Source organism: Streptomyces sp. NBC_00647 (assembly GCF_045207245.1).
GTDB lineage: Bacteria > Actinomycetota > Actinomycetes > Streptomycetales > Streptomycetaceae > Streptomyces.
Window position 1 is genome coordinate 1,783,380 of record NZ_CP109040.1, and the last position, 22,354, is coordinate 1,805,733.

At 68.6% G+C, this 22,354-nt stretch carries 19 protein-coding genes and 4 pseudogenes; 7 read left to right on the forward strand and 16 right to left on the reverse strand.

Translation table 11 applies throughout. The features are described 5' to 3' along the window. Positions 1-114: 114 nt before the first annotated feature. Positions 115-2,415, reverse strand: a complete 2,301-nt coding sequence (locus tag OG788_RS07835; protein WP_406376702.1) for a zinc-ribbon domain-containing protein — start codon at positions 2,413-2,415, stop codon at positions 115-117. Here OG788_RS07835 and OG788_RS07840 point away from each other — a divergent pair. Both OG788_RS07840 and OG788_RS07845 read left to right on the forward strand, forming a co-directional pair. Next, positions 2,365-2,553 (forward strand): annotated as a pseudogene (locus tag OG788_RS07840) (transposase); the annotation flags it as partial. The gene OG788_RS07835 and the pseudogene OG788_RS07840 sit on opposite strands and share 51 nt — an antisense overlap. Before the next feature lie 31 nt (positions 2,554-2,584). Then, on the forward strand, positions 2,585-2,839 hold the full coding sequence (locus tag OG788_RS07845) for a hypothetical protein (protein ID WP_406369712.1): 255 nt from the start codon (positions 2,585-2,587) through the stop codon (positions 2,837-2,839). 9 nt (positions 2,840-2,848) lie between these two features. Here the strand turns inward: OG788_RS07845 and OG788_RS07850 are convergent, their stop codons facing one another. Continuing rightward, positions 2,849-3,172 (reverse strand): hypothetical protein, encoded by a 324-nt coding sequence (locus OG788_RS07850; protein ID WP_406369713.1) that lies wholly within the window; start codon positions 3,170-3,172, stop codon positions 2,849-2,851. A gap of 976 nt (positions 3,173-4,148) precedes the next feature. Here OG788_RS07850 and tcmP point away from each other — a divergent pair. Then, entirely contained in the window at positions 4,149-5,306 is a 1,158-nt protein-coding gene (gene tcmP, locus OG788_RS07855; RefSeq protein ID WP_406369715.1) for a three-Cys-motif partner protein TcmP, read from the forward strand. 37 nt (positions 5,307-5,343) lie between these two features. Here tcmP and OG788_RS07860 read toward each other — a convergent pair whose 3' ends face one another. After that, positions 5,344-6,090, reverse strand: coding sequence for a DUF5131 family protein (locus OG788_RS07860; protein ID WP_406369717.1), 747 nt, complete (start codon positions 6,088-6,090; stop codon positions 5,344-5,346). Between the two features lie 293 nt (positions 6,091-6,383). Then, a pseudogene (locus tag OG788_RS07865) lies at positions 6,384-6,992 on the reverse strand (transposase); the annotation flags it as partial. A 53-nt stretch (positions 6,993-7,045) separates the two neighbouring features. Here OG788_RS07865 and OG788_RS07870 point away from each other — a divergent pair. Then, positions 7,046-7,492, forward strand: a complete 447-nt coding sequence (locus tag OG788_RS07870) for a hypothetical protein (protein ID WP_406369719.1) — start codon at positions 7,046-7,048, stop codon at positions 7,490-7,492. Positions 7,493-7,901: 409 nt separating this feature from the next. Here the strand turns inward: OG788_RS07870 and OG788_RS07875 are convergent. From OG788_RS07875 to OG788_RS07890, 4 genes and pseudogenes are all read right to left on the reverse strand, one after another. Beyond that, positions 7,902-8,225 (reverse strand): annotated as a pseudogene (locus tag OG788_RS07875) (transposase); the annotation flags it as partial. Between the two features lie 138 nt (positions 8,226-8,363). Continuing rightward, positions 8,364-8,861 (reverse strand): NUDIX hydrolase, encoded by a 498-nt coding sequence (locus OG788_RS07880; protein WP_406369721.1) that lies wholly within the window; start codon positions 8,859-8,861, stop codon positions 8,364-8,366. 138 nt (positions 8,862-8,999) lie between these two features. After that, positions 9,000-9,575 carry a hypothetical protein gene (locus tag OG788_RS07885; protein WP_406369723.1) on the reverse strand — a complete coding sequence of 192 codons (576 nt, stop codon included), beginning with the start codon at positions 9,573-9,575 and terminating at the stop codon, positions 9,000-9,002. A gap of 274 nt (positions 9,576-9,849) precedes the next feature. Beyond that, on the reverse strand, positions 9,850-10,047 hold the full coding sequence (locus OG788_RS07890) for a hypothetical protein (protein WP_406369725.1): 198 nt from the start codon (positions 10,045-10,047) through the stop codon (positions 9,850-9,852). Between the two features lie 123 nt (positions 10,048-10,170). Here OG788_RS07890 and OG788_RS07895 point away from each other — a divergent pair, with 123 nt between their 5' ends. After that, on the forward strand, positions 10,171-12,636 hold the full coding sequence (locus OG788_RS07895; RefSeq protein WP_406369727.1) for a hypothetical protein: 2,466 nt from the start codon (positions 10,171-10,173) through the stop codon (positions 12,634-12,636). Positions 12,637-12,690: 54 nt separating this feature from the next. Here OG788_RS07895 and OG788_RS07900 read toward each other — a convergent pair whose 3' ends face one another. Continuing rightward, positions 12,691-13,257 carry a hypothetical protein gene (locus OG788_RS07900; protein ID WP_406369729.1) on the reverse strand — a complete coding sequence of 189 codons (567 nt, stop codon included), beginning with the start codon at positions 13,255-13,257 and terminating at the stop codon, positions 12,691-12,693. Continuing rightward, the gene (locus tag OG788_RS07905; RefSeq protein WP_406369731.1) at positions 13,232-14,113 is read right to left on the reverse strand and encodes a hypothetical protein; all 882 of its coding nucleotides are present in this window, start codon (positions 14,111-14,113) and stop codon (positions 13,232-13,234) included. The genes OG788_RS07900 and OG788_RS07905 overlap by 26 nt, the downstream gene beginning before the upstream one ends. A gap of 111 nt (positions 14,114-14,224) precedes the next feature. Between OG788_RS07905 and OG788_RS07910 the strand changes: the two genes are divergently transcribed. Then, a complete protein-coding gene (locus tag OG788_RS07910; RefSeq protein ID WP_406369733.1) occupies positions 14,225-14,383 on the forward strand; it encodes a hypothetical protein in 159 nt (52 codons plus the stop codon). 45 nt (positions 14,384-14,428) lie between these two features. On the opposite strand, the gene OG788_RS07915 is transcribed toward OG788_RS07910, so the two are convergent. The 5 genes from OG788_RS07915 to OG788_RS07935 all read right to left on the reverse strand — a co-directional run bounded on the left by OG788_RS07915 (position 14,429) and on the right by OG788_RS07935 (position 20,088). Next, a complete protein-coding gene (locus OG788_RS07915) occupies positions 14,429-17,140 on the reverse strand; it encodes an AAA family ATPase (RefSeq protein WP_406369735.1) in 2,712 nt (903 codons plus the stop codon). Positions 17,141-17,323: 183 nt separating this feature from the next. Next, entirely contained in the window at positions 17,324-18,889 is a 1,566-nt protein-coding gene (locus OG788_RS07920; protein ID WP_406369736.1) for a restriction endonuclease, read from the reverse strand. A 250-nt stretch (positions 18,890-19,139) separates the two neighbouring features. Further along, positions 19,140-19,325, reverse strand: coding sequence for a hypothetical protein (locus OG788_RS07925; protein ID WP_406369738.1), 186 nt, complete (start codon positions 19,323-19,325; stop codon positions 19,140-19,142). Positions 19,326-19,361: 36 nt separating this feature from the next. Further along, positions 19,362-19,595 carry a hypothetical protein gene (locus OG788_RS07930; protein WP_406369740.1) on the reverse strand — a complete coding sequence of 78 codons (234 nt, stop codon included), beginning with the start codon at positions 19,593-19,595 and terminating at the stop codon, positions 19,362-19,364. 292 nt (positions 19,596-19,887) lie between these two features. Further along, complete coding sequence (locus OG788_RS07935; RefSeq protein ID WP_406369742.1) at positions 19,888-20,088, reverse strand: hypothetical protein; 201 nt, start codon at positions 20,086-20,088, stop codon at positions 19,888-19,890. Positions 20,089-20,507: 419 nt separating this feature from the next. Between OG788_RS07935 and OG788_RS07940 the strand changes: the two genes are divergently transcribed. Then, positions 20,508-21,422 (forward strand): hypothetical protein, encoded by a 915-nt coding sequence (locus tag OG788_RS07940; RefSeq protein WP_406369744.1) that lies wholly within the window; start codon positions 20,508-20,510, stop codon positions 21,420-21,422. 123 nt (positions 21,423-21,545) lie between these two features. On the opposite strand, the pseudogene OG788_RS07945 reads toward OG788_RS07940, so the two are convergent. Continuing rightward, a pseudogene (locus tag OG788_RS07945) lies at positions 21,546-22,322 on the reverse strand (DNA ligase); the annotation flags it as partial. Positions 22,323-22,354: the final 32 nt, after the last annotated feature.

Sequence of the window (22,354 nt, forward strand, 5' to 3'; positions counted from 1 at the left end):
CTGTTGCTTGCTCGCGCTGCCCCGATCACCTCGGCCGCTCTGTCAGCCGGCCAACAAGGTTCGGCGCTGTGTACGCGCCCGCTCATCAAAGGGGGTGCGCTCGCGCAGATGTTGTCAGAAGAGCTGCAAGTCGACGTGCTCGGCAGCTTGTTCGGTCCGCTCCGGCCGCCACTTCCACCCCGGGCGCGCTTCGAGTTCCGCGACCCGGGTAGCCGGAACCTTTCCCTGCTGATGTTCGGCACGGATAGAAGCGACTTTGGCCCCGAGCGGGTACCCGTCCTCAATGTGTCCGTACGGGGCGCGGGCATGGCCGGTTCGGGCGACGAACGAATCCAGGGCATCGGTGAACATCTGCCAGCGAAACGCGCTCCAGTCCCATACCCACCCGGGTACCGCTTCGAGTAGCTGGATCTGCACTGGGGGAAGCTTCCCGGCGCGGTACAGGCGCCGCTGTTCCATGACCCACCCGCCCAGCGCGCAGTCGCCCTCCCAATGGGTGCTGGTGGGATGGCCGTGCCCTTCCCGTCCCGCGAACGTGCGAAGGGCCTGCAGTCGCTCCTCGAATCGCGGGGGCGGGCTGGTCCACTGCCACGCCGGCCGTTCCACGGTCCGGGCTGCGTTGATCTCGGCGGCCAGCAGGGCGCGACTGGGCGCGTCGAGGACTGTGAGGAGGTGCGTGAGCAGCTCGGGGATGAGGGTGTCCGCCTGGGCGGCAGGCAGGACCGGCACGACCAGGTCGTGGTCGTGTGTCGGGACAAGTGGCGTTTCCCGGAGTCGGACGACTTGCCAGCCGACAGCGCGCAGCGCCTGCGACTTGGCGGCGTCGTGTGTGTCGCGGCCGCGGTGGTAGAAGGACCCGTCGTATTCGAGGGCCAGGCGCAGCGCGGGGATGGTGATGTCCGGTTCGCGGGTCCGGCCGTCGAGCCCGCGGACCCGTGCGGGGCGGGAGTCGATCATCAGGCCCGGAAGCGCCTGGGCGAGGGCCGATGCGAGCGCGAGCTGGCGTAGCGAGGCTCGCGTGGGATAGCAGTCGGGGCACCCTCCGCCCCCGTTCGCCGCGGCCCGGGTCCGAGCGACGACTGGGACGGTCCAGGTGTGTCCGAACGCGCAACGCCAGGTCGCCGTCGTGCTCGAGGTCGCGACGTAGTGGTGCGCTGTGCGGCCTCCGTTGAGGGCGGGGTCCAGCTCTCCGGCGATCTGAGGGAACAGGGTGGCGAGGCTGTTGGTGACCGACACGCGCTGGTTCAGGCAGAAGGGACAGCCGTGACCGGTCCGGGCCCGGCTGGCGACGGTCGTGCACCAGCGGTGGTCGGGGCCCATCGGGCACCGCTGGTGCACCTTCTGGCGGGCGGACTGGTGCAGTGACTGCGGTGTGTGCGGCGCGTTCTTGGCGAAGTCGAACTGCGCAACCAGTTCCGGAAGGAGCGCGAGAGTGTTCGTCTGGGACGTCCGGCGGTTCGCGCAGTAGGGGCAGCCGGTGCCGCCTTTTGTTCTGGCTACGACGGACGCTTCCCACACGTGGTCCGGCCCCCCGGTGCAGCGCCACCACAGGACCTGCGCTGTGCCGGCCAGCACCAGGTCCGGGAGCAGGCCATCGTTTCGCTCGGGGCACAGTTGCGCGGCGACGTCCGGGTAGAGGGAGGCCAGGCTGTTTGTGGCGGAGAGCTGATACCCGGCGCAGCACGGGCATCCTGTGGGGTTCTTCGCGCGGGTGCGGGCGCTCGGGCTGGCTGCCCACTCGTGATCACCGCCTGCCGGGCACTTCCACCAGAACTTCGTTGCACTGCCGGGCATGACGTCTTGGGGCCGCGTTTCGCCGTTGCGGGTGGGGTGCCACTGGGCGGCGATGTCAGGGCGCACGTCGGCGAGGCTCGTGGTCGATGTGAGTACGCGGCCGGCGCAGTTGGGGCACCCTGCCTTACGCCTGTCGGTGCGCGGCCCGACGCTGGCCACCCAGCGGTGATCGCAGGTCGAGCAGCACCAGCCGACCTTGCGGTGCGATCCAGCAACGATCCGGTCGGCGGTCAGGCCTGCCGTGGCAGGGGCATCGAGGTCAAGCTCGGCGGCAACGTCCGGGCAGAGCGCAGCCAGGCTGTTGGTCTTGGAAGGGTACTTTCCGGCGCAGAACGGGCAGCCTGCACCGGCGGCGGCTCGCCGGTAGGCAGGCGCCTCCCAGACGTGGTCGTCAGCCTTCCCGCAACGCCACCTGCAGGGCTGCCGGCCTCGAGCGGAAATGCTCGCCGCCGGGCCTTCGTCGGGATGCAGCTGCGCGGCGAGATACGGGAAGTCGGCGAGCGTCGCTTCGGCAGGGACGACTGCGCGCTTGGAAGGTCGGGGAGGCACAGCGGGAGGCTGTGACAACACCGTCCCGCCCGACGAGGCATCGAGTCTTCCACGCGCCTGGGCCGCCACCACTGGGTCGTAGAGCGGTCCGTGGCCTGGCTCGCAGGCTGCCGCCGACTCCATCGCCGCTACGAACGCAAAGCCGAACACTTCCTCGCCTTCGCCGCCATCGCCTGCACCCTCATCTGCTACCGCCGACTCACCACATAGGACACGGTCCTAGGCCCTGATAAGCCGCTGAGTGCTCGTCTACCGCACCAACGAGCCCAAGGCGGGCAGCCAGTTCCACAACGTGCACGTCGTCGTCCGCCTCCTCGACCAGGGGGAGGGCACGCTGTCCAACGACGTCGCCCGACAGCTCCTCGTCGGCGACGCCGGAAGCGACGAGAACCGAGCGCAACAGGCGTGGCGCGCGGCAGGCCTCCCGCTGCAGGGCCAGATCCCCGTCGCCGACCTGGACCCGGTACGCCGCAAGGTCCGCGGCGAGCAGGCCTAGCCGCATCCGTCAGCGGGTGATGACGTAGCGCACGGCAAGGAGTCCGCCGAGGCCGAGGAACAGGCCGTTCAGCGCCATGAGGCCCAGCACCGCCCTGGCAGCGCCCGGCCTGTTTCGGTCCTGCAACGTGTCAGCCCGGTCGCTCAGGCTGTCGCTCATGAAGAACAGCAGCACGGCCACGGCCGCACCGAGGGCAAGACCGCTGATCCACCTGCCGGGCGTGGTCTGCGACCAGTGCGCCCACGGCATCTCCCATACCGCATTGGTCAGAACACCGCTGATGACCGCCACCGCGATCGTGCCGAGCGTCTGCTTCCCCGTACTGCTGCTCACGCCGCCCCCTGGCTCGTTGCTGTGCTGCGAAGAGTAAGGGTTGCGCAACCTGTAACGCCTGGCCGTCTTACTCCGTCTATGTGGCGACGGAGCGCGCCGCCAGGCCTGAAAACTGCCTAGCGGAGGTCGGGGCACCAGGTCCCGGCGGGCGCGCTCCTCCATCCACCGGCGAGCCGAGGAGATGACCGTGCCGCAGTGCAACGTCTACTTCAGCGCCTCGCGCGTCTGCCGCCTGCACGGGCCGGACTGCCACATCATGTGGGGCTACGACCCCGCCCACACCGACTCGACGCGCCCCTACACGCTCCAGGAGCCGGCCGAGCACACCGAGGGCCCCCATCGCTACGCCTATCCCACCGCGGCGGCCTACGAGGAGGGTTGGGAGTTGTGGCGGGCGCTGCGCCGCGACAGCGGGCCGGTCTACCTCGAACGCCTGGTCGCCATCGCCGCCCGCCTCGCACCCCACGCCGCCGTGGACGAGTTCCGCCCCGTTGACCACGCCCCGCACTGCGGCGTGGCCCGGGAGCTCGAAGGCCTGGAAGGCGTCCCCGACGGCTTCGCCCTGGCCCTCACGCAGATGTGCGCGTGCACCTACCCCGGCTGGGCACCAAAAGCCGGACTCCGGTTTACAGAACAGAGCCAAGACGCAGCGCTACGGCCCCGCCACCGCGGAGCGACACTCAAGCCCCCTGTGCAACGTCTGCGAGGCCAAGCTCGTCGCCCCGCCTCAGCGCTAGGCCATGCCCAGAGTGCACATGCGTCAAGCTGCTCTCGGCAGCTCCGACCTACGCGCGCTCCTCTCGTAGGGGGTAGGGGCGGAACCGAGCCCTACCCCCTTGGCCTCTCAAGTCACGTGCGAGCGCCCGGCGGCGCCGCGTACGTCAGGCGTCTGGCGTGATGGGCCTCTTGCCGAGCGTGGGCCGGTGACTCACTATGCGTTACGGCAGGTAGTTGACTGGTAACAGGGTGGGGGATCATGTCGACAGGGACGGGCGGGACCTACTGGCAAGGCAAGGCGCTGCCCAGCGTGTTCAAGCACGACCTGCTGCGCCGCTACATTCCGCCCTTCGGCGGCATGACGGGCACACAGGCTCAGGACCGGCGTGTGGTGTACCTGGACGGCTACGCCGGCGAAGGCCGATACGAGAACGGCGAACCGGGCTCGGCAGAGATCGCGCTGCAAGTCGCCTCCTACTACCGATCACGCGGACTGAACCTGTCGTGCTTCTTCGTGGAACAGCAGGCCAGGTCGTTCGTGCGATTGCAGCAGGTCCTGCGCGGCTACCAGGCCCGCGGGGTTGACGCCCGCGCGCACCACGGCGAGGTCAACGACGTCCTGGACGACGTGGTGCAGCGTGCCATGGGCGTGCCCCTGTTCCTTTTCCTGGATCCGTGCGGGCTGTGCCTGCCCATGGACCGGCTTGTCGACGTACTGGCACAGCGTCGGCCGCAGCGACGTCCGGCGACCGAGCTGCTGATGAACTTCAGCATGATGGCGGTGCGCCGCCTGGGAGGCCACGTCCGCTCTCCCAAGGGCAACGAGAAAAGCCTGGAGCGCTTCGACGCAGTCTGCGGGGGCCGCTGGTGGCGGGAGTACTTCACTGGCGGAAGCGCCGAAGAGGACGCGGCAGAGGCCGTGGCTGCCGAGTACGCCCGTCGCCTCAAACAGCGCACCGGCATGTTCGTCCACTTCGTTCCGGTGGCCAAACATCCCACGTGGAAGCCGGTCTACTATCTCGTCTTCGCCACTCGCAGCCCGTATGGCCTGTGGGTGTTCGGCGACGCGGTCGCCCGTGCCCGGAGCGAATGGTGGAAGACACTGGAGCTGCAGGAAGAGCAGGAGGAACCGGACGCTCTGTTCTCCACGACATCGATCCTGCGCCCGGACCCGTCCGTGGTGGAGAAGGAAGCGGTTCCGATCATCGCGGCCAACCTGGAGCGGCTGCTGCAGAGCGGCCGCGCCGTCAAACTTGTCGATCACACGCTGGAACTGTTCGGGCAGTACTACGGACAGGTCACCGAACCCGCGGCCCGCAAAGCGGTCAAGTACCTGCACAGTGAGGGCAAGACACCCAGTACGGGCATCGGCGGCGACAAGACCCGCGAGCTGATCGTGCAGCCGCCGACGGCCTGAACCTGCGCCAGGCCGCCACCGACGACCCGGCGCAGGATCACACTGCGACTGGCAGCGGCATCTCATCCCACGTACGGCCCTCCAGCAGGCGGCCGGAGGCCTTCGGTGTACGCCCGCCCCACTGTTTGAAGAAGAACGCGACGCCAGCGTCCTGGCAGGTCTCCCGGATGTGGGTAATCCACTCCTCTTCCACCGGCCTGAAGCGGGGGCCGGACTCGCCGCCGGCGATCACCCAGTGCACGTCTGCCAGGTCCAGGCCGTCCAGCCGCCCGAGCAGCGGCTCGCAGGACAAGAAGCGGACCGCGGCCGGAACCTGCCGCAGGTCGTCGACGCGCGGCAACTCCTTGACGGACTCGACCGACACCCCCATCCACAGGTTATCCGGCCACTCCAGCCGGTCCGCGACCTGGCGCAGACGTCGTGCCCGCTTGGTGAGCACCTGGTAAGTGTGCTGCGGAGTCTCCGCGATCACATCGAAGACACGACGCACGTAGTCGAGCGGCACCCGCGCGTGGAACAAGTCGCTCATGGAATTCACAAAGACGGTGCGCGGGCTCTTCCACCCGTACGGCACGCGCAGCGCGTCCGGATGCACCGTCAGCCCGAACCCGGGCCCGGAAGTTCGCGCGTCACCGTCGGCCTGATACTTCGGCGACCCCATCGCCTTCAGCCGCTTCGCCAGCGTCAGCGCATAGCAGTTGTCGCACCCTTCGGAGACGCGGTCGCATCCCGTGGTCGGGTTCCACGTCGCCTCGGTCCACTCGATCGAACTGCGATCACTCACCGGTCGGCCCTCCATCCCCTCGAACCGAGCCTCATCTCCGACGGCGCAGCCGCGGCCCGCTGTAACCCCAACGAACCGCCGCACCACCGGATACCGGCATCCAACCATCCGACGCCCGTACCGTACTCACTACCCCAAAAATGAAACATATGTTCCCTTCCTTGTGATGGCCTGTGTGCTACAAGCCCGCCCTCCCCTGGATGCTGGGCCCGCCACCTCCCGACCCAGTCCCCCACCCGGGCCTGTCAAACGAGCGGCTCTGTTCCGTAGTCGGTGGTGACGGTGCGTTCTCCCTATTGCAGGAGGATGCGGTGGCGGAGGAGGTCGAATCCTGCTCGGCCGTGCATCTGCCGCATGATCTTCTTGGTCCGGGTGTTGACGCCTTCAGTCCGGCCGTTGTGGTGGGGCAGGGTGAGGCCGGCGTTCACGGCGGCGCAGTCGAGTTCGAGGCCGTTGCAGAAGCTGTGCAGGTGGGGCAGGCCAGCGGTGCGGACTGTGGTGATCCACTGGGTGAGCTTGTCGTTGTTGGCCTGGGCCGGGGTCAGGAGCGCGGCGAACTCGCCGGTGAGTCGGGCGAGTGCGGTCATCTCCGGGCAGGCCGCGGTGAGGAGGCCGAGCAAGTCGGTGTCCTTGGTCCACAGGTGCTCGGGGTGGGTGAGCAGGAGCCGGGCGACGCGGCGGGGGGTTGTCACGGGGCGGTCGCCTTCGGCGCGGCCCTGGTTGAGGTAGCGGACCAGCAGGTTGGCGCTGCCGATGTAGCCCAGCTCCCTGATCTCGTGCAGGAGGTGCGTGACGGGGACGGCCGGATTGTCGGCCCGGCGCCGGCGCAGGTGGTCGCGGTAGGGGTCGACCAGGGTGGGCCGGTAGCGAGGGGCGATGCGATCCGCGGGCGGTTCGGGGACGTTGGGCGTGGGCGCTGTGGCGGGACGACGATGCTTGTCGCTACGGTCGCCAGATGACCTTCGAGGATGAGCTCGCAACCGACTTACGACTGAGCGAGGCACCAACCGGGGTGATCGTCAGCGCGCTGCGCTGGGACATCCTGAATGAGTGGGTCCGGTACTTGAACGACGACAAGCACCCGGACAAGACAGCCGAGATGGCGTACGTCTGGGGATTCATCAACCGGGATTTCGGCGGCGACACACTGCGGTGCCTGTGGGGCAAACACGAGACCAGCTACCCCATGTTCGCCGAGGCGGTGTGGTTGCTGCACCGTGAGTTCAGCGAGGGCACCGGAGCCGAGCATCACCCGCTCTTCGCCGACTTGCCACTGATCCCTGCCGACATCCTGTTCCGGAAGATCGCGAGTTCCTCCGCGGTGGCGTTCCGGAAACTGACCGAAGACCGGATGCTCGAGATCCTCCGCAAGGCGCCGCAGGACTACGCGGCCATGCGGTAGACGCCCACTCGAACCGCCAGTGCCCCGCCCGGGAGTTCATCGGCTGGGCGGGGCTGACCATGGTTTTCGGCAACCGGACCTGGACTTGGGCCTGTTCTGGATCTCCGGTACGGAACTGCATGCGGCCGTGCCAGGGATGCCGCTACAGTCGCGAGCGGCGCCCGAAGCCACCTCTAACGGCTTCGGGCGCCGTGGTCGTCGCTGTGCAGGTCAGGCTCGGGTGGGTGCGATGTAGTGCCGGACGGCGACCATGAGGCACCCGGCGGCGGCGAACCCGGTCAGGACTCCGCCGACCCGTGCGCCTGCGGCGCCGGAGTCGGTCAGGTGCATGGCGTCAGCCAGTTCGAGGGCGCCGACGAAGGATCCGGCCCATAGCGCCATACAGCCCAGGAAGAGCAGGGCGATGCGGGCCCCGGCGGGAAAGCCAGTCGAGGAAGACATGAGTGCCGCCGGCGGAGTCCGTGCGGATCAGTGTCTGCCGGCCCCGCCGCAGGTGTTTGGGGAGTTGGGCCAGGGCGAGCTGGGTGGTGGTGATGTGATCGCTCGCGGTGTTGGAGCCAGCGTTGCCGGGCCGCAGCAGGGCGGCCACCGACTCTCCGGACCCGGCCCGGCCGTGGTCGACGAACGCAACGAGCGGATGATGGCCGAAGGTCTTCTTCCAGGTCGCGGTGGCGTCCTGCTTCTCGGAGTACGTAAGGACCAGCACGCCGTCGATGTCCACGATCACGTGACCGTCGGCGGCCGGATCGCGGTGAGCACCCTCGGGCCGGCTGCGGGCCGTCAGGTGGTGTGCACCCCGGTCACGAAAGCGCCGCGGATCTCCCGGAGACCTCCTACAGATGCTGCGCTCCCCAAGCAAAGGCGAGAGGGGTCACTCTCTGTCCGCCCTGCCGGGCAGGGGTGCTGGGGGTGGCTCGGAGATCCCCGGGACGCGGCCGACCGCCGGCCGCTCCCGCCAGAGCGTGAGTCCGACGTCGACGAGGCCCACCCGCTCCAGTGCGGGTACCTGCTTCAACGGGTGCCAGGCCGCCATGTCGGTGGAGCCGTCCGTTTCGTGGCGCAACTCGCCGCCGGTGACCCGGGCCTCGTAGACGATCCGCAGGCTCTGGAAGTCGGCGGTGGCGCCGAGACGGCGCGGATAGGTGTGCCGCTGCGAGTCGACACCGAGCAGCGCCACCGGCTCGGTCGCGTACCCGGTCTCCTCCTCGACCTCCCTGATCACGGTGTCGTACGGGTCCTCGCCGTGGTCCATACCCCCGCCGGGGAGCGTCCAGCGTTTGCTGCCGTCCCTCAATGTCAGGCGTGCGAGGAGTATCGCCCCGTCTCGCGCACACACGGCGTAGGCCGCCACTCTCAACTCCTGCTTCATGCACCGACGTTAGAGCTATGGGACCAGCACGTCCCGGGAGTTCTCCAGCATGCCCGTTCTCACCCCCAGCAGACGGCCACCGGTTATCAAAGTTCCCCGCTCGACCCACCCGTAGCATTTGGCACGACGCAGAGGCGGTCAGGGACGCTTCGGGCTCGGAGGTGTCAGCAGTGTGGCTCGCGCGGCCGTGAACAGTGCTCGGCGAGCGGTCTTCGCACGGGTCAACGCCGTCTCGTAGTTGGCGTTGCCAATTCGGATCGCGTCCTCGGAGCCTGCACACAGGGCCCACTGCTTCAGCCGATTCTGCACTACGAACAAGGCCGTACCCGCTTCGTCGGCCAGTGGCTCGACGGCTTGCGGAGCGAGCAACATGAGCTGCTCCCGCAGCTTCAGACTCGGTTCATAGATACCCCAGACCAGCTGGGTGACGTATTCAGCCAGCTCCTCCTCGTACATTTCCGGGTGAAACCGCCCGGGATGCGTATGTTCGTCGATGTCCTCCGCCACCTGTTTCAAAGCGTCCAGCACCCGATCCCAGGCGTCCAGGTACGCGACGAAGGCTTCCTGCCGCTGCCCGCGGAGCCACTGGCCATGTTCGACGGTGGCTTGGTCGGCGGTTTGTCGACGGCCGACCACAATGCCGGCCAGGATGCCGATGATGCCGAACACACCCGCAGCCACCGCAGCAACGACCGCCCCCCATGCTTCGTTCACGTCTCTCATCCTGCCGTGAGCGGTAGACAGTTGGTAGTGACGATCATGGAATCGGCAGAGTGCTTCCCGCCGGGCGACGGTCGCCTCAGGCTGTGCCCTGCACGGTCAGCACGGACGAACGGATCTCCTGAAGTACCTCGTACAGCCCCTGTGCCGCCGTGCTGCCCGGGGTGCCGAGGTCCTCGCGGACGGCATCGAGCAGGACGGCCAGGTGGGGGCCGCGGATCCGGACGGTGTCGGTGCGCCGGGCCTGCCCGAGAGCGGCTCGGCTCGACTAGGTCAGCAGAGCGGCGATGGCCGCGGTCACAGCGGCAGCGAGGGTGATGACCGCGGCGAAGGCGGTGGCGGCGCGGGTGAGGGCGGTGGGGTAGGTGGCGCCGTCCATGCGGGCGAGCGTGGCCGCGCCGGCGGCCGTCATCAGCGCGACGACGATGACGAGCGCGGCAGCGAGGAGGACAACGGCGACGATCACGGCAAGCTCCCTTTACACGATGAGGTGTTGACGTGATCGAAGGTCGCGGAAGTCGTGTGCGCCGGTGTTCGCCGGGACAAAGATTGAACACGGCGAACACCATCACGGCCCGGGGGCAAGCACGTGCGCGACGAGCAAGACGGGAACAATCCGGCACTGGCCGAACTGCGCCGGAGACTCGATGCCGGGCTCAAGCGCAAGCGGTTGGACAAGAAGGCTCTGGCCGGTCTGGCGGGGCTGAGCCGTACGACGGTCTCGGAGGCTTTCCAGGCCGACGGGCCGGTTCCTTCGGAGAGGACCGTGACGGCGTTGGCCCTCGTACTGAAGCTGCCGGTCGAGGAGTTGCTGACGCTACAGCGCGAGGCGGCCGGAGTCGGCAAGAGTGGGGGCGGTGAGCAGTCGGTGCCCGGCAGGCCGATCGGGGAGTGGGATCCGCACGATCTGGAGGTCCATCCTGCGGGGCCCGGACAGACCGCTTCAGGCTCTGGTAGGTCCAGGGTGCGGGCCCTGCCCGGATACGTGGAGCGCAGTCACGACCGGGTGCTGGCCGAAGCGGTGAAGGACGGGGCGGCCGGCAGCAGCCGGATCGTGGTCCTGGTGGGCGCTTCGTCGACCGGGAAGACACGGGCCTGCTGGGAGGCCGTGCAGCCGCTGGCGGGGAAGGGATGGCGGCTGTGGCATCCCTTCGATCCGACCCGGGCCGAGGCCGCGCTGGCGGATCTGCACCGCGTCGGGCCGCGCACGGTGGTGTGGCTGAACGAGGCCCAGCACTACCTCGGGAGCCGGACGGCGGGTGAGGAGATCGCGGCGGCAGTGCACCACCTGCTGGTCAGCCCGGAGCGCGGGCCGGTCCTCGTGCTGGGCACGCTCTGGCCCGACTACGCCTGCCAGTACACCGCCCTGCCCGACCCAAAGGGGAAAGATAAGGGGAAAGATCCGCACAGCCGGGTACGAGAACTGCTCTCTGGCCACACCTTGACCGTCCCCGACGTCTTCGACGTCGATGCCCTGGCCGTTGCGACTGCCGTCGCCGAGGGCGGTGACCGATTGCTGGCCGACGCCCTCAGCCGGGCCCGCGCCGACGGGCGAGTGACCCAGGACCTGGCCGGCGCCCCCGAGCTCCTCAACCGCTACCAGCACGCAAGCCCGGCCGCCAAAGCGCTGCTGGAAGCAGCGATGGACGCGCGCCGCCTCGGCGTCGGCCTCCACCTCCCGCAGGCTTTCCTCATCGACGCCGCCACCGACTACCTCACCGACACCGACTACGACCAGCTCACCGACGACTGGGCGGAACAGGCCTACGCCGAGCTCGCGAAACTCGTCCACGGCAAACAGGCCCCCCTGCGCCGTACAACCCCCCGAGCCCCACGACGCCCGCCCGTCTCTTTTATCGATGCTGACACTCCTGCCCCGCCGTATGAGGGGCCGGTGTTCCGGCTCGCCGACTACCTCGAACAACACGGCCGCACCACGCGAAGCCGCCTGTGCCCGCCCGCCTCCTTCTGGCACGCCGCCCACACCTGCCTCACCCACCCCGACGACCTGTACAACCTCGCCCAAGCAGCCGGGAAGCGCCACCGCCTGCAATGGGCCCACCTCTTCAGCCACCGTGCCGCCGACCACGGCAGCACCGACGCCCTGCGCCTCCTGGCCGACCAGTGCAAGAGGGCCGGGGACCGGGAAAGGGCGGAACGTCTCCTCCGGCTGGCCGCCGACGGCGGCAGCATCGACGCCCTGCACGACTTGGCCGTGATGCTGGACGAGGCCGGGGAGCGGGAAGGGGCGCAGCCCCTCCTCCGGCAGGCCGCCGCCGGCGGCAACATCGGGGCCTTGTTCCGCCTGTCGCAGATGCGAGAGCACGCCGGGGACCGGGAGGGCGCCGAAGACCTGGCACAGGAAGCCGCCGCCCACGGCAGCACCGGTGCCCTGCTCCTCTTGGCCTTGGGACGGAACGACGCTGGGAGGGCGGAACACCTCCTCCGGCAGGCCGCCGACCACGGCAACCCCACCGCCCTGTTCCACCTGGCGATCGCGCGGGAGGCGGCCGGGGATCAGGAAGACGCCGAAACCCTGGCACAGGAAGCCGCTGCCCACGGCAGTGCCGACGCCCTGTACCGCCTGGCCGTGAGGCAGGACGAGCACGGGCACAAGCAAAGAGCGGAGCACCTCTTTCAGCGGGCCGCCAACGGCGGCAGCATCGACGCCCTGTACCGCCTGGCCGTGAGACAGGACGAGCACGGGCACAAGCAAAGAGCGGAGCGCCTCTTTCGGCAGGCTGCCGACGGCGGCAACGCCCAGGCCCTGGACCGCCTGGCGCTGATGGCGGAGGCGGCCGGGGATCGAGAAGGTGCCGAAACCCTCGCCCTGAAAGCCGCCGACCATCGCGACCCAGAAGCCCCCTACCGCCTGGTCATGATGCGGGAAGAGGCCGGGGACAAGGAAGGAGCGCAGCGCCTCCTCCGGCAGGCCGTCGACCACGGCTGTACCGACGACATCCTCGAAACACTGTGGCCGCACGGCTTCGACCCGGACGGCACGCCGACACCCCCATGGCAACCGTCGGAATACGCCCCGCCCGGCACGCTATAACGCCGTTCATACGGCGTGGCCTTGTTCACGAGAGCAAGAGCGGACAGCAGATGTTCACCACGTCCGGAGGCACCTGAGCGAACCGTGGGAACCGAATTGCTCATGCACGTGCCGAAGCATCTCAGGAGACAGGCGGTGCGGCCTTCGCGCAGGCGGCATCGACGCCGACTGCCCCTGTGCGGGCGCGCTGCTCGGTGCGCCGAGGTCTTCGCGTGCGGCGTCGAGCAGGACGGTCAGGTACTGGCCTCGGATCCGGACGGTGTCGGTGCGCCGGGCCTGGCCGATGGCGGCGTGGAGCTGTTGGCGGTAGGCGCCGGGCTGGATCTGGGCGAGCCGGCCGCGTCGCAGGTCGATCCGGGCGGCCGCGTCGTGCAGGACGGAGCGCAGTGCGGCCGGGATCCGCCGGTAGGCCTCGTCGTCCAGGTCCGGCGGCGGCACCCAGGCCACCTCCGCCGCCATCACGGCACCGACGGCGGCGTTCCGGCTGGCGTGGGCCGGGCCGCGGCCGAGGGAGCGCCGCCAGTGGACCGCCGTCCACCGGGGTACGTCGGTCTTGCGGCGCCGGAGCGGGGCGACGGCGCCCACGTCGGTGCCGTCAGCCAGCACCCGGTAGCCGCCCACGTAGTGGGGGCTCCAGCCGCCAGGCGCGGCCGCCGATGACGCCCAGGTCGATAGGCCCCGCCTCCTGCACGGGGCTCTGGGGACGGAGGTCCTCCAGGGCGCGGAACAGCGCCTGGGCCTCCTTGCCCCGGCCCAGTGCCGCCTCGTCGAGCGCGGTGAGCCGGGTGAGGTCATCCTCGCCGGGCACGCGCAGCGCGGTGCGCAGGGCGGCGGCCCGGACCTCTTCGGGGAGCCGGGCCAGCCGGCCGCCGCGCTCCTCGGTGGCGGTGGCCAGCGGGATCACCGCGGCGGCCGCCGGGCGGGTGCTGGCCGTGGTCAGGTGGTGGCGGATGACCGCGCCTGCGGCCTGTTCACGGTTGGCGAAGTGATTCTGGCGGAATGGGGGGTGCGGCGGGATCGCGTGGCTGGTGCGGGCGGACCAGCCCAGCAGCGAGGTGCCGTGCAGGGAGTGCTCGGGCCGCAGCGTCCCTGCGATCTCGCCGTCGCGCAGCACCCGCCACGAGCCGAGGTCGTCCGGGTAGCGCACCAGCGCACAGCCGGATCCGCCGTGCACGCCCAGGTCCACAACCGCTACCGGCCCGCGCCCCGGACTCTCGCCGCCGGCGTCCGGCTCCGGCTCCGCCGCGCGGCCCGGGGCGGGTGCGGAGACCGGGCCGTCGTCGCCGGGACCCGCTGCCGGTCCGGCCGCCGCACCGGGGGCGTCGAGCCGCTCGCGCAGTGCGGCCGCCTCTTGGCGGTGGCACTCCCGTTCCGCATCGAGCCGGGCTTCCAGCCGCCTGATCGTCTCCCTGAGCTCCGCACGGTGCTCTTCGTCCTGTCCGAGCCGGGCCTGCAGGCCGGTGTTCTCGCTCTGCACCCGGGCCAGGTCGGCGATCAGCCGGTTCTGCGCCTCCGCTAGGCGGTCGTTCTCACCGGACAGCTCCTCGGTACGGGTGCGCAGCGCCTTGGCCTCGCCCTGGAGGCGTCCGTGCTCGGTGCGCAGGGCGCCGTGCTGGCCTTCGAGGGCGGTATGGGTCTGCTCCAGCTGCCCGTGTCGCGCCGTCAGTTCCTCGTGCCTGCCGCCCAGTTCGGCGTGTCGCCCCGTGGCAGCGGGCCGGGCCGCGCGCCGTCGAGCAAGCCCACCTGAGCGTGCAATGACCTCTTCGGCACGCGAGCGCGAAGGCGATCAGCCTCATCGAGGAGATGGATTGGCGATCTCTTCGATGAGCTGGCTCTGGTGCCGGATGTCGTCGCTCTCGCTGGGGGTGAGGTCGTACCGGGCGAGGGCTTCCATCTCCGCACGGGCACCAGGTACGTCGCCCGCGAGAGCTAGAACGAAGGCACGCTGTGAACGAATCCCGACGATCATGTCCAGGAGGTTGTTCTCCTGGGCCGCGCGCAGCAGTGAGTCGAGCTGTTTCAGCGCCCCGGCGGGATTTGTCCAGCATTCCACGTCTGCGAGGTCCTGCCCCGAGTCAATGGCCGACCGCGTGGCGCCGGAGGCGTTGTAGAGCTTAAACGCCCATAGTGCCCAGGGTTCGAAGTCCATTCTGTTGAGTTTTCGCGCGATTTTGACCAGGAGGCCGAAGCAGTCGGCGAGCCTCTTGAAGTCGTCTGGTGTGGCGTGGCTGACGCATCGCTCGTGGAGCACCTCGACCGGTAGCAGGATGTCGGGATGTGTGAGCCCGAGGTGGTCCATGTAGGTGTCGGTGAGTCCCGCAGCGAGTTTGCCCGCCTCCCGGTATTCTCCCACCTCCCACAAAGCGCCGGCGTACTCGTAGCGCAAGCCCCGGTCGAACCGGGAGGGAGCAGGCGTCTGGGCGTGTGCTTCGGCGAAGGCTCGGCGAAGTTGTGTGAGGGCTCCCGCTGGGCCGTAGAGACGGAACTGTCGGGAGGCAACGAGCATGGCCTCTCGCGGACCGAAGTCCGGGTGTCCGGCTCGATGAATCGTCTCCATCGCGTGGACATGTGAGGCTAGCGCCTCCATGTCTCGTTCATTGAACGCCCATGCGGCCAGCGCGTTGTGAGCGTCGAGCCGCAGTGCGGGATCCGAGGCCGGATCACGCGCCGTGTCAGCGAGGTCGGCGCGCACCTCACGGGGGTAGTCACGCTCGAAGAACCCCTCCTCCTCGGTGAGGGCGATCAGGACCCCGATCTGTCCCGTTGAGCCCAGCAGTCGCATCCAGCGGGAACGTCGCGCGGGATCCCAGTCACCCTCCACGATCTGGCACAAGATCCGCTGCAACCGGTCGGCCGTCTCCTCGTCGAGACCTTCAAGCACCTGCGGGACGACAGGGCGTGCGGCGTCATGAAGCTTCAGGTGACCGTCCCCGAACGACTGCGTCAGCCCGGGGCCAACAAGCTCTCGAAGAGCACGGCCGTTGACCGACCGGCTCGCCAGCCCCATGCCCGCAGCCAACAGCTGCAGCTCGTCCTGCTTCAGTGGGACCTCGGCCAGGGCGAGAAGGCCGGCCAGTGCCGTAGCCGTCTCGCCGAGGCCTGCGAAGGCCCGCTCGAGGATGCGCTCCTGAGCAGTGGACATTGCGTGCGTCCCCTCCCCGAACGCGTCGCAGAACTCGGCCACGTCGGCGCCGTACTGGCTGCGGGCGAGCACGGCGGCCTGACCGACGTACAAGGGCAGACCGCCGGTGAGCGTGATGACGCGCTGCGCCGTGGCGTAGTCAGTCCGGCAGCCTTCAGCCGCGAAGACCTCAACCACGGTGTCGACACTCCATCCGGGCAGCACCTGCGAGGCGATTCCGAGATGAGTCTCAAGAACGGGCTGGTCAGGCCAGGGGTGCGCCAACAAGACCAACTGTGCAGTGGGCAGCGCGGCAATGAGCGCGCGGAGTCCGTCGACGGGAACGCGGTGGGCGTTGTCGAGGACGACAGCAACGATGATCCCCGCTTCTTCCAGCCGCCGATGGACCGCTCGCAGGACATCCAGGCTCGACCCGTAGGGCAGCTCCGTTCCCGCCGGACCGCTGAGGTGCCTGGCCGCGAGTTCCCGGGCCAGCGACTCGACGAGAGCATCGGCCGACACGCCATCTGCCACATCGCAGTACGTCACGGGCAGCGAGCACCGCTTAGCCGCATCCGCTGCCCAAGTGGTCTTCCCTGCGCCTGAGTACCCGACCACCAGCCGCACCGGCTGCTCGCCGACCAGTTCGGGATCGGTCTTCTGGGGTCGGTAGGTATCGGGGGTCTCCGGGAACGCCTGCAGCTCCTGCACGAACTGCTCGAACAACTGGGCAAGGTCCGCTGCTGCGAAGCCCTGACCGAGAGCGCCCGTGGACGCGTACTGCACCCGGGCCGCCAGTTTCTCCACCAGCGTCCGCGGTTTGAGCGAGGCGAATCGGACATTGCTGGCCTCGGCCGTGCACCACTGCATCATGGCCTTGAGGTCGGGCGCCGGCGTCGGCAGCCACGCCTCAGCCTCAGAAGGTCTGCCCGGGTACAGCAGATGAACGTCGCTGGGCCAGTCCACGGCGACTGTCCTGCCCAGCAGGTCAGGTCCAGGCTGGGCATTGGTGATCACGATCAGCGAGGGACTGCCGCTGCGCCGGCCTGCATCATGCTCGGCCCGAACTCCACGGTACTGATCGAGCGCGTCGCGGATGTCGCTCCAGACCAGGGCGCCGCTCTTGCGCGTTTTGACCTGGAGATACAGGCGGCGGCCTGGGAGCACCACCTCCAGGTCCTCGTCGCGCTCCACCAGCAAGCTCTCAGCGCCCGCGTCCCGCAGTCTCAGCAGGCAGCCAACAGCGTAGAGATTCTGATACGTGAACCCGCGATGGGTGGCCCGGATTCGCAACTGCTGCGCAGTGTCCAGCGGGGGCTCCCCGATGAATTCCTGTGTTGCATCATGATCATCACCTTGCGGTACGGCTCCGCTCACACCCATGACGCAATGCTCTCAGGCGCAGACCCGGGCGCCGCGGTGCAGCAGGGGCGGCGCGCGTGGGTGGCGTACACGGCGTACGAGGGCGGCATCGAGGTGTACGAGATGGGCTGGAACGGATGACGGTCCCGGCCGCCCCTACCCACTCTGTTCACGGCCACGCCCGACGCGTCCGGACTGTTCCACCTATGCCAGCAAAGGCCCCTGAACCGAAACTTCCCGAACCTGGTCGGTGAAGTACCCGGCTCTGGCCCGCCCGACAGCCGGTCGCTGCTCGTCGTTGTCCTCGGACTCCCACCACTCGGCGACAATGCGCAGCGCGTGGGCGTCTGAGGTCCTAGCCCGCTCGTACGACCACAGTTCGTAGCGCTCCTGCGGCTTGCTGAGGGGATGGTACGAGCGCAGGTTGCATACGATCACGCCTGTGCGGTCCAGGTCGCTTGCCAGATCGTCGGGCGGCTGGAGGTCAGTACCGTAGAAGGGATTCGCCGCCAGAAGGCCGACGACCCAGTCTTCCTCGTCCCAGCCTTGATCGGCGGGCTCGATGATGTACCCCAGCACTTGCAGCGGGATGCGGCCGTCGAATCGCTCTCGGGTGACTGACCGTTCGACCAACGGACGGAAGTAGCCGCGGCTGGGGACGTCGAACTGCCGGTAGAGCTGCTGCAGCGAGCCAGGGTCCAGCGGTATTCCGATGAGCTGGAAGGAGACATTGCAGCGCATGACATGGCGCGTTTCTTCTGCGGAGATGCTGCCTGACACGGTGTAGAAACCGCCGTCACAAACTTCGAAGTAGACGAACTCCTCGCTGTGGTGGGGATCTTCAAGCTCACTGGTCCGTTCTTCCCAGTTCCTGAGAGCCTCGGCAAAGCCATCGGCGCCACAGCCATGCCAGTTCCGGCCATGCTGCTGGATGCTCCACTGACTCCGCTCTCCCATCCACCCCAGTTCGTTCAGCGCGTCAAGGAGGCGGAGGAGGCCAGGCTGGCCCCATGCGGTGACTGGCATATCCAGGCACACGCCGCTTCCCGCAGCCGGCACCCAGTCGACATCGGGCAGGTCGAGGCAGAAGACCCCGGGGCTGAACCCTCCTGCTCCGTAGAACCATGGCACCGTGTCCCCGCTGCCGTTGAGCAGCCCGTAGCGGCTTGTAGGCAGCTTCCCTGCCTTCTGGCCCGAACTGCGGGCGGCCTTCTCGGCCTCCCGCTCCTTTTCGCCGCGATGGACACGCCCGCGGACAACGAGTTCATCGTGCTTCAGGCGAAGAAGGCGGTCCAACTCCTGCGGGTCCCGCAACGCAAGAAGGATGTCCACCTCGTCGAAAACGAGGATCAGGCCGTCCCTGCGAAGATCGGTGATCCTCTTGTCTGCCGGCTCAGTGATCCCGGCCATCGTGAACAGTAGGCCCACGACAGTGCCGTCGTGATCGCGCAGGCGGCTGCGGACCGCGTCGATGTCGTTCGTTCCGGCGGGGTGATTTTTCCACTTCGCTTCGACGAGGTAGCGGTGATTGTGGGAGACGACCGCCAAATCGGTCTGCCGGGGGCCGGCCATCCTCGGATTGCGAGTGGCGTGGAAGTGGGCTTGCCGAAACATGCGTTCCAGCAGTTCTTCCAGTTTGTAACCACGACGCTGTGGATTGGGGAGCGCCCGGAGCGCGTGGAGGTCCTGAAGCAGCTCCGACCCATGCCAGGGCTTGATCTCGGGGCCGTCGTCCGCCGCATCAGGGCGTTCCTCTTTACGGAGGGTCATACCTGGTCATCTTTGCCTACATCTGCGACTCTGTTGCGCAATTCCGGGACGTCTCCTAAGGATGGCGGTCCGGAAGGCCGGGTAGCGACCGGTGCCGCTGGGACACGGGGAAACCCGCCCGGACCGCCAGACGAAACGCAGACGGCCCGCCATCCCATCGGGACGGCGGGCCGATGCGGGTGGCCCCTGTACTGCGAAGGCGACGCTACGCCCCGACGATCACCACGCCCAGAGCCCGGATGCCACGCCCTCAGCCCTTCGGCTGGAGCCGCTCACCCGGCTTGATTTCGACGATCTCCACGTCCGTGGCCCCACCAGCCTCAAGCCGCGCCTTCCGATCGTCGGCGCTCGCCCGGTCGTAGGAGACGACGGACGCCTGCGCGGTGCCGTCGGGATCGGTCCAGGTCAGGCCAAAGCTCGTCATCGTGATCGTCATGACGCCATCATCGCTGGTGGGTCTGACAGCGCGCCCTCACCAGTGATAGGACACCGAACTCAGCAGGATGTCCTGCCCGGGAAACATCACCTTCAGCCGACGCTCAAGCCGCGTCTCCATCTCCCGAGCCGCGTCCGCCCCGGCGGCATCACCCAGACCGAGTAGGTGGGCGACGTAGTGCAGCGCCCGCGCTTCCCCGACGGTCAGCAGCGGCAGCAGCTCTCCAGGCTCGTCCAGCAGGTTTGACAGTTCCTCGCCTCCGGGCTCCATGCCGTGCCAACGCCCGGTCGACCGAGGCGGCACGGCTTCGCCTGGGCATGTCACCCAGTCGGAGGCGCACGCCGGAAGCCGCCTAGCACGGGGGCGACCACGATCGAAGACTTTCAGCCGCGATCTATCCCCATGGCCGGTTCCGGGTACATGGTGTGCGTGTGGCGGTCCTCCCCTCCCCGGGTGAGAACAGCCCACCCCCTGGGCCCCGCAGGGTCCCGCCACGTCTTCCGGGCGGCGGGGCCCGCCGCTCCTCCCGGCTCCCCACGGGAGGCCAAGCGGCTGCCCCGGCTCAGCCCTGAGGCGGCTGCTCAGGAACCTCCCGCATGACCGCAACGCGCCTGAGACAGCCCCATGCCCCTGCGAGGCAGAGCAGTGTGATGCCGACGTCGCCGGTGAGCGTCGCGGCGTCGGAGTAGTGCGCGATCCGCTGCAGGCCAACCAGGGCCAAGCCGCCCAGGACGGTAGCGAGCAGGTACCAGACGGCCTTCATTGCGCCCCCAGATGTGCGTGGTGAAGGCGTCAACGTAGCGGCGTTGGCCGTCGAGCGTCAGGCCTTTGGCAGTTCACCCGGCTTGGTCTCGACGATCCGTACGCGGTGCAGCCCTCGCCCTCGAGCCGAGCCTTCCGGTGCTCTGCGCTGGGCCTGTAGTAACTGACGGCGGACGCGCGGGGCGTGCCGTCGGGGTCGGTCCAGGTCGAGCGGACAAGAGAACCTAAATTCCGTCTGGTGTTGTCGTAGTCAGACGACTGCGTGCCTGCCGCCTGTGGATACTCCTATGCTGCCTCCACCGGTTGATGGCTTGGGGGAGACGCGTGGCTTCTGAAGGTCGACCTTCCTGGGCACGCCCGATACTGCGGCTGCATCACCGGAGCGTCGAGAAACGTGTAGCCGCAGGTGAGGCAGCAGCAGTGGAGTTGAACGTCAAGCTGGAAGGCGACACCATCCGTGCCGCGCTGGCGTATGAGCGGCGAACGTATCTGCGGGAAATGCTCAAGATCACCGTCATTACTGACGCCTTCACGGCCCTGGCTTGGGCCTTGAACCGCGGCCTGTGTACGCCCGGGGGAGTGTTGGAACCGGAGACCGACATGGACTGCACGTTGGGTGTGCTCAATTGGGACAACGTGGTCCACCTGCTCCTCATCTTCAATGTGCTCACCCTCGGCTTCGGCTGGATTCAAATGGCAGCGATGGGCGAGACCGTACCGCGCTGCTCACAGCCGATTTATCCTCTGCTGAAGTTGCTCACGGCCAGCGCAACCGTCGCCCGCCGGAACGCCCGACACGGGGAAGCGATCAAGCTCGGCCAGCAGGTCTCCGAGTTAGGTCCCTTGCTGCGGGCGTTAGCCCGCCACGTGGCCGAAGATTTCGGCCAGCGCCGTGCCCTGCGTAGAGCACTGACCACACATCTCAGCCGTGTCGACGCCGCTTTCATCGAGGTGGCAGACCTGCTGGCTGCCGACCGCACGGCCTCCGCCAAACAACTGGCCGAACTTGCAGCTCTTGCCGCCAACAACATCGCCGCTGGTCACTTCACCGCGATTTTGCCAGCGGAGGCACTGGCCGAGCAGGCCACACTTGAACCCGACCGGCTCGACGGGCGGCGCCTGGCAACCGCCTGCCGGTGGGCGGTAGTTATCGTGACCGTCTCGTTCGTTGTCCTGTCGTCTTTGGGGGCGCCAGCGGAGTTTTTCGTGCCGCCGGCATTCGTGGTGTTCCCCGTGCTCGTCTACGCTCGGCTCGCGTTCCGGTACGGGCTTTCCGAGGCCACCCGACTGACGCGGAGTATCTTCGGGTTCTTCCCTCCCAACCCGCCTCTGTAGCCCCTTTGAAGTGGCAGTTGTGTCTGCCCCGTGAGTGGACGGACGGGTCGGATCGATGCCGCAGGGCAGGAAGTCCCGGGCCTGTCCGGCGGTCGTCTGGTGTCCGGTGCTCTGTCCGGGCAATCAGCGGACGCGGGTCACCGTGACCACCACGTGCCGTGTCGTGCCGGCGAGGACTTCCACCGTGAGGCCCGGCGCGACGGTCGTGTAGCTGCCCGTGGCCCGGCTGCGCGCCCGCCTCCCCGGACCGGTGACAGCCACGTGCGCGGACACTGCCGCAGCGAGCGGAGCGGTGAGGGCCCGCGACAGAAAACGCCGCCCGTCAGCGAGCTCGACTACGACGGCGCGCGGCCGCGCCCCGGGCCCGGTGTGTCCTACGACTTCAGCGTCGACCGTCTCGGCGTGCCGGACCTTCTGCCAGATCCGCCCGGCCCGGTACGTAGAGCTGGCCCGCTTCGCCACGATCCCTTCGATGCCCTGCTCTTGGAGCGTGTCGTACCAGACCTGCGCCACGGTCGGATCATCGGTGGCGGGCACGGCCTGGAGCGGCGGTGGCACATCGGCGAGGACGTCCAGGAGCAGAGCCCGGCGCTCGGAATACGTACGGCTCCGGACATCACCCTGGGTCGGGTGCTGGAGCAGGTCCCACGCGGCGAACGTGGCCGGACACCGGTCGGCAAGGTCGCGGGCGCGCGGCAGAGCGGAAGCAGCCCGGGACTGCGCGGCCCCGAAGTCCACCCGCCCGTCGCGGTAGATGACCGCCTCCCCGTCGAAGACCGTACCGGGCGGCAGCGTACGGACCGCGGCCAGCGCGAGGTCCATCCACACGCTGGTGACGTCCCGCCCGGACCGGGCCTGCACGCGGGCTGTCTCACCTTCGCGCCAGATGACCGCCCGGTGACCATCGAACTTCGGTTATGCGCTGTTGAGCT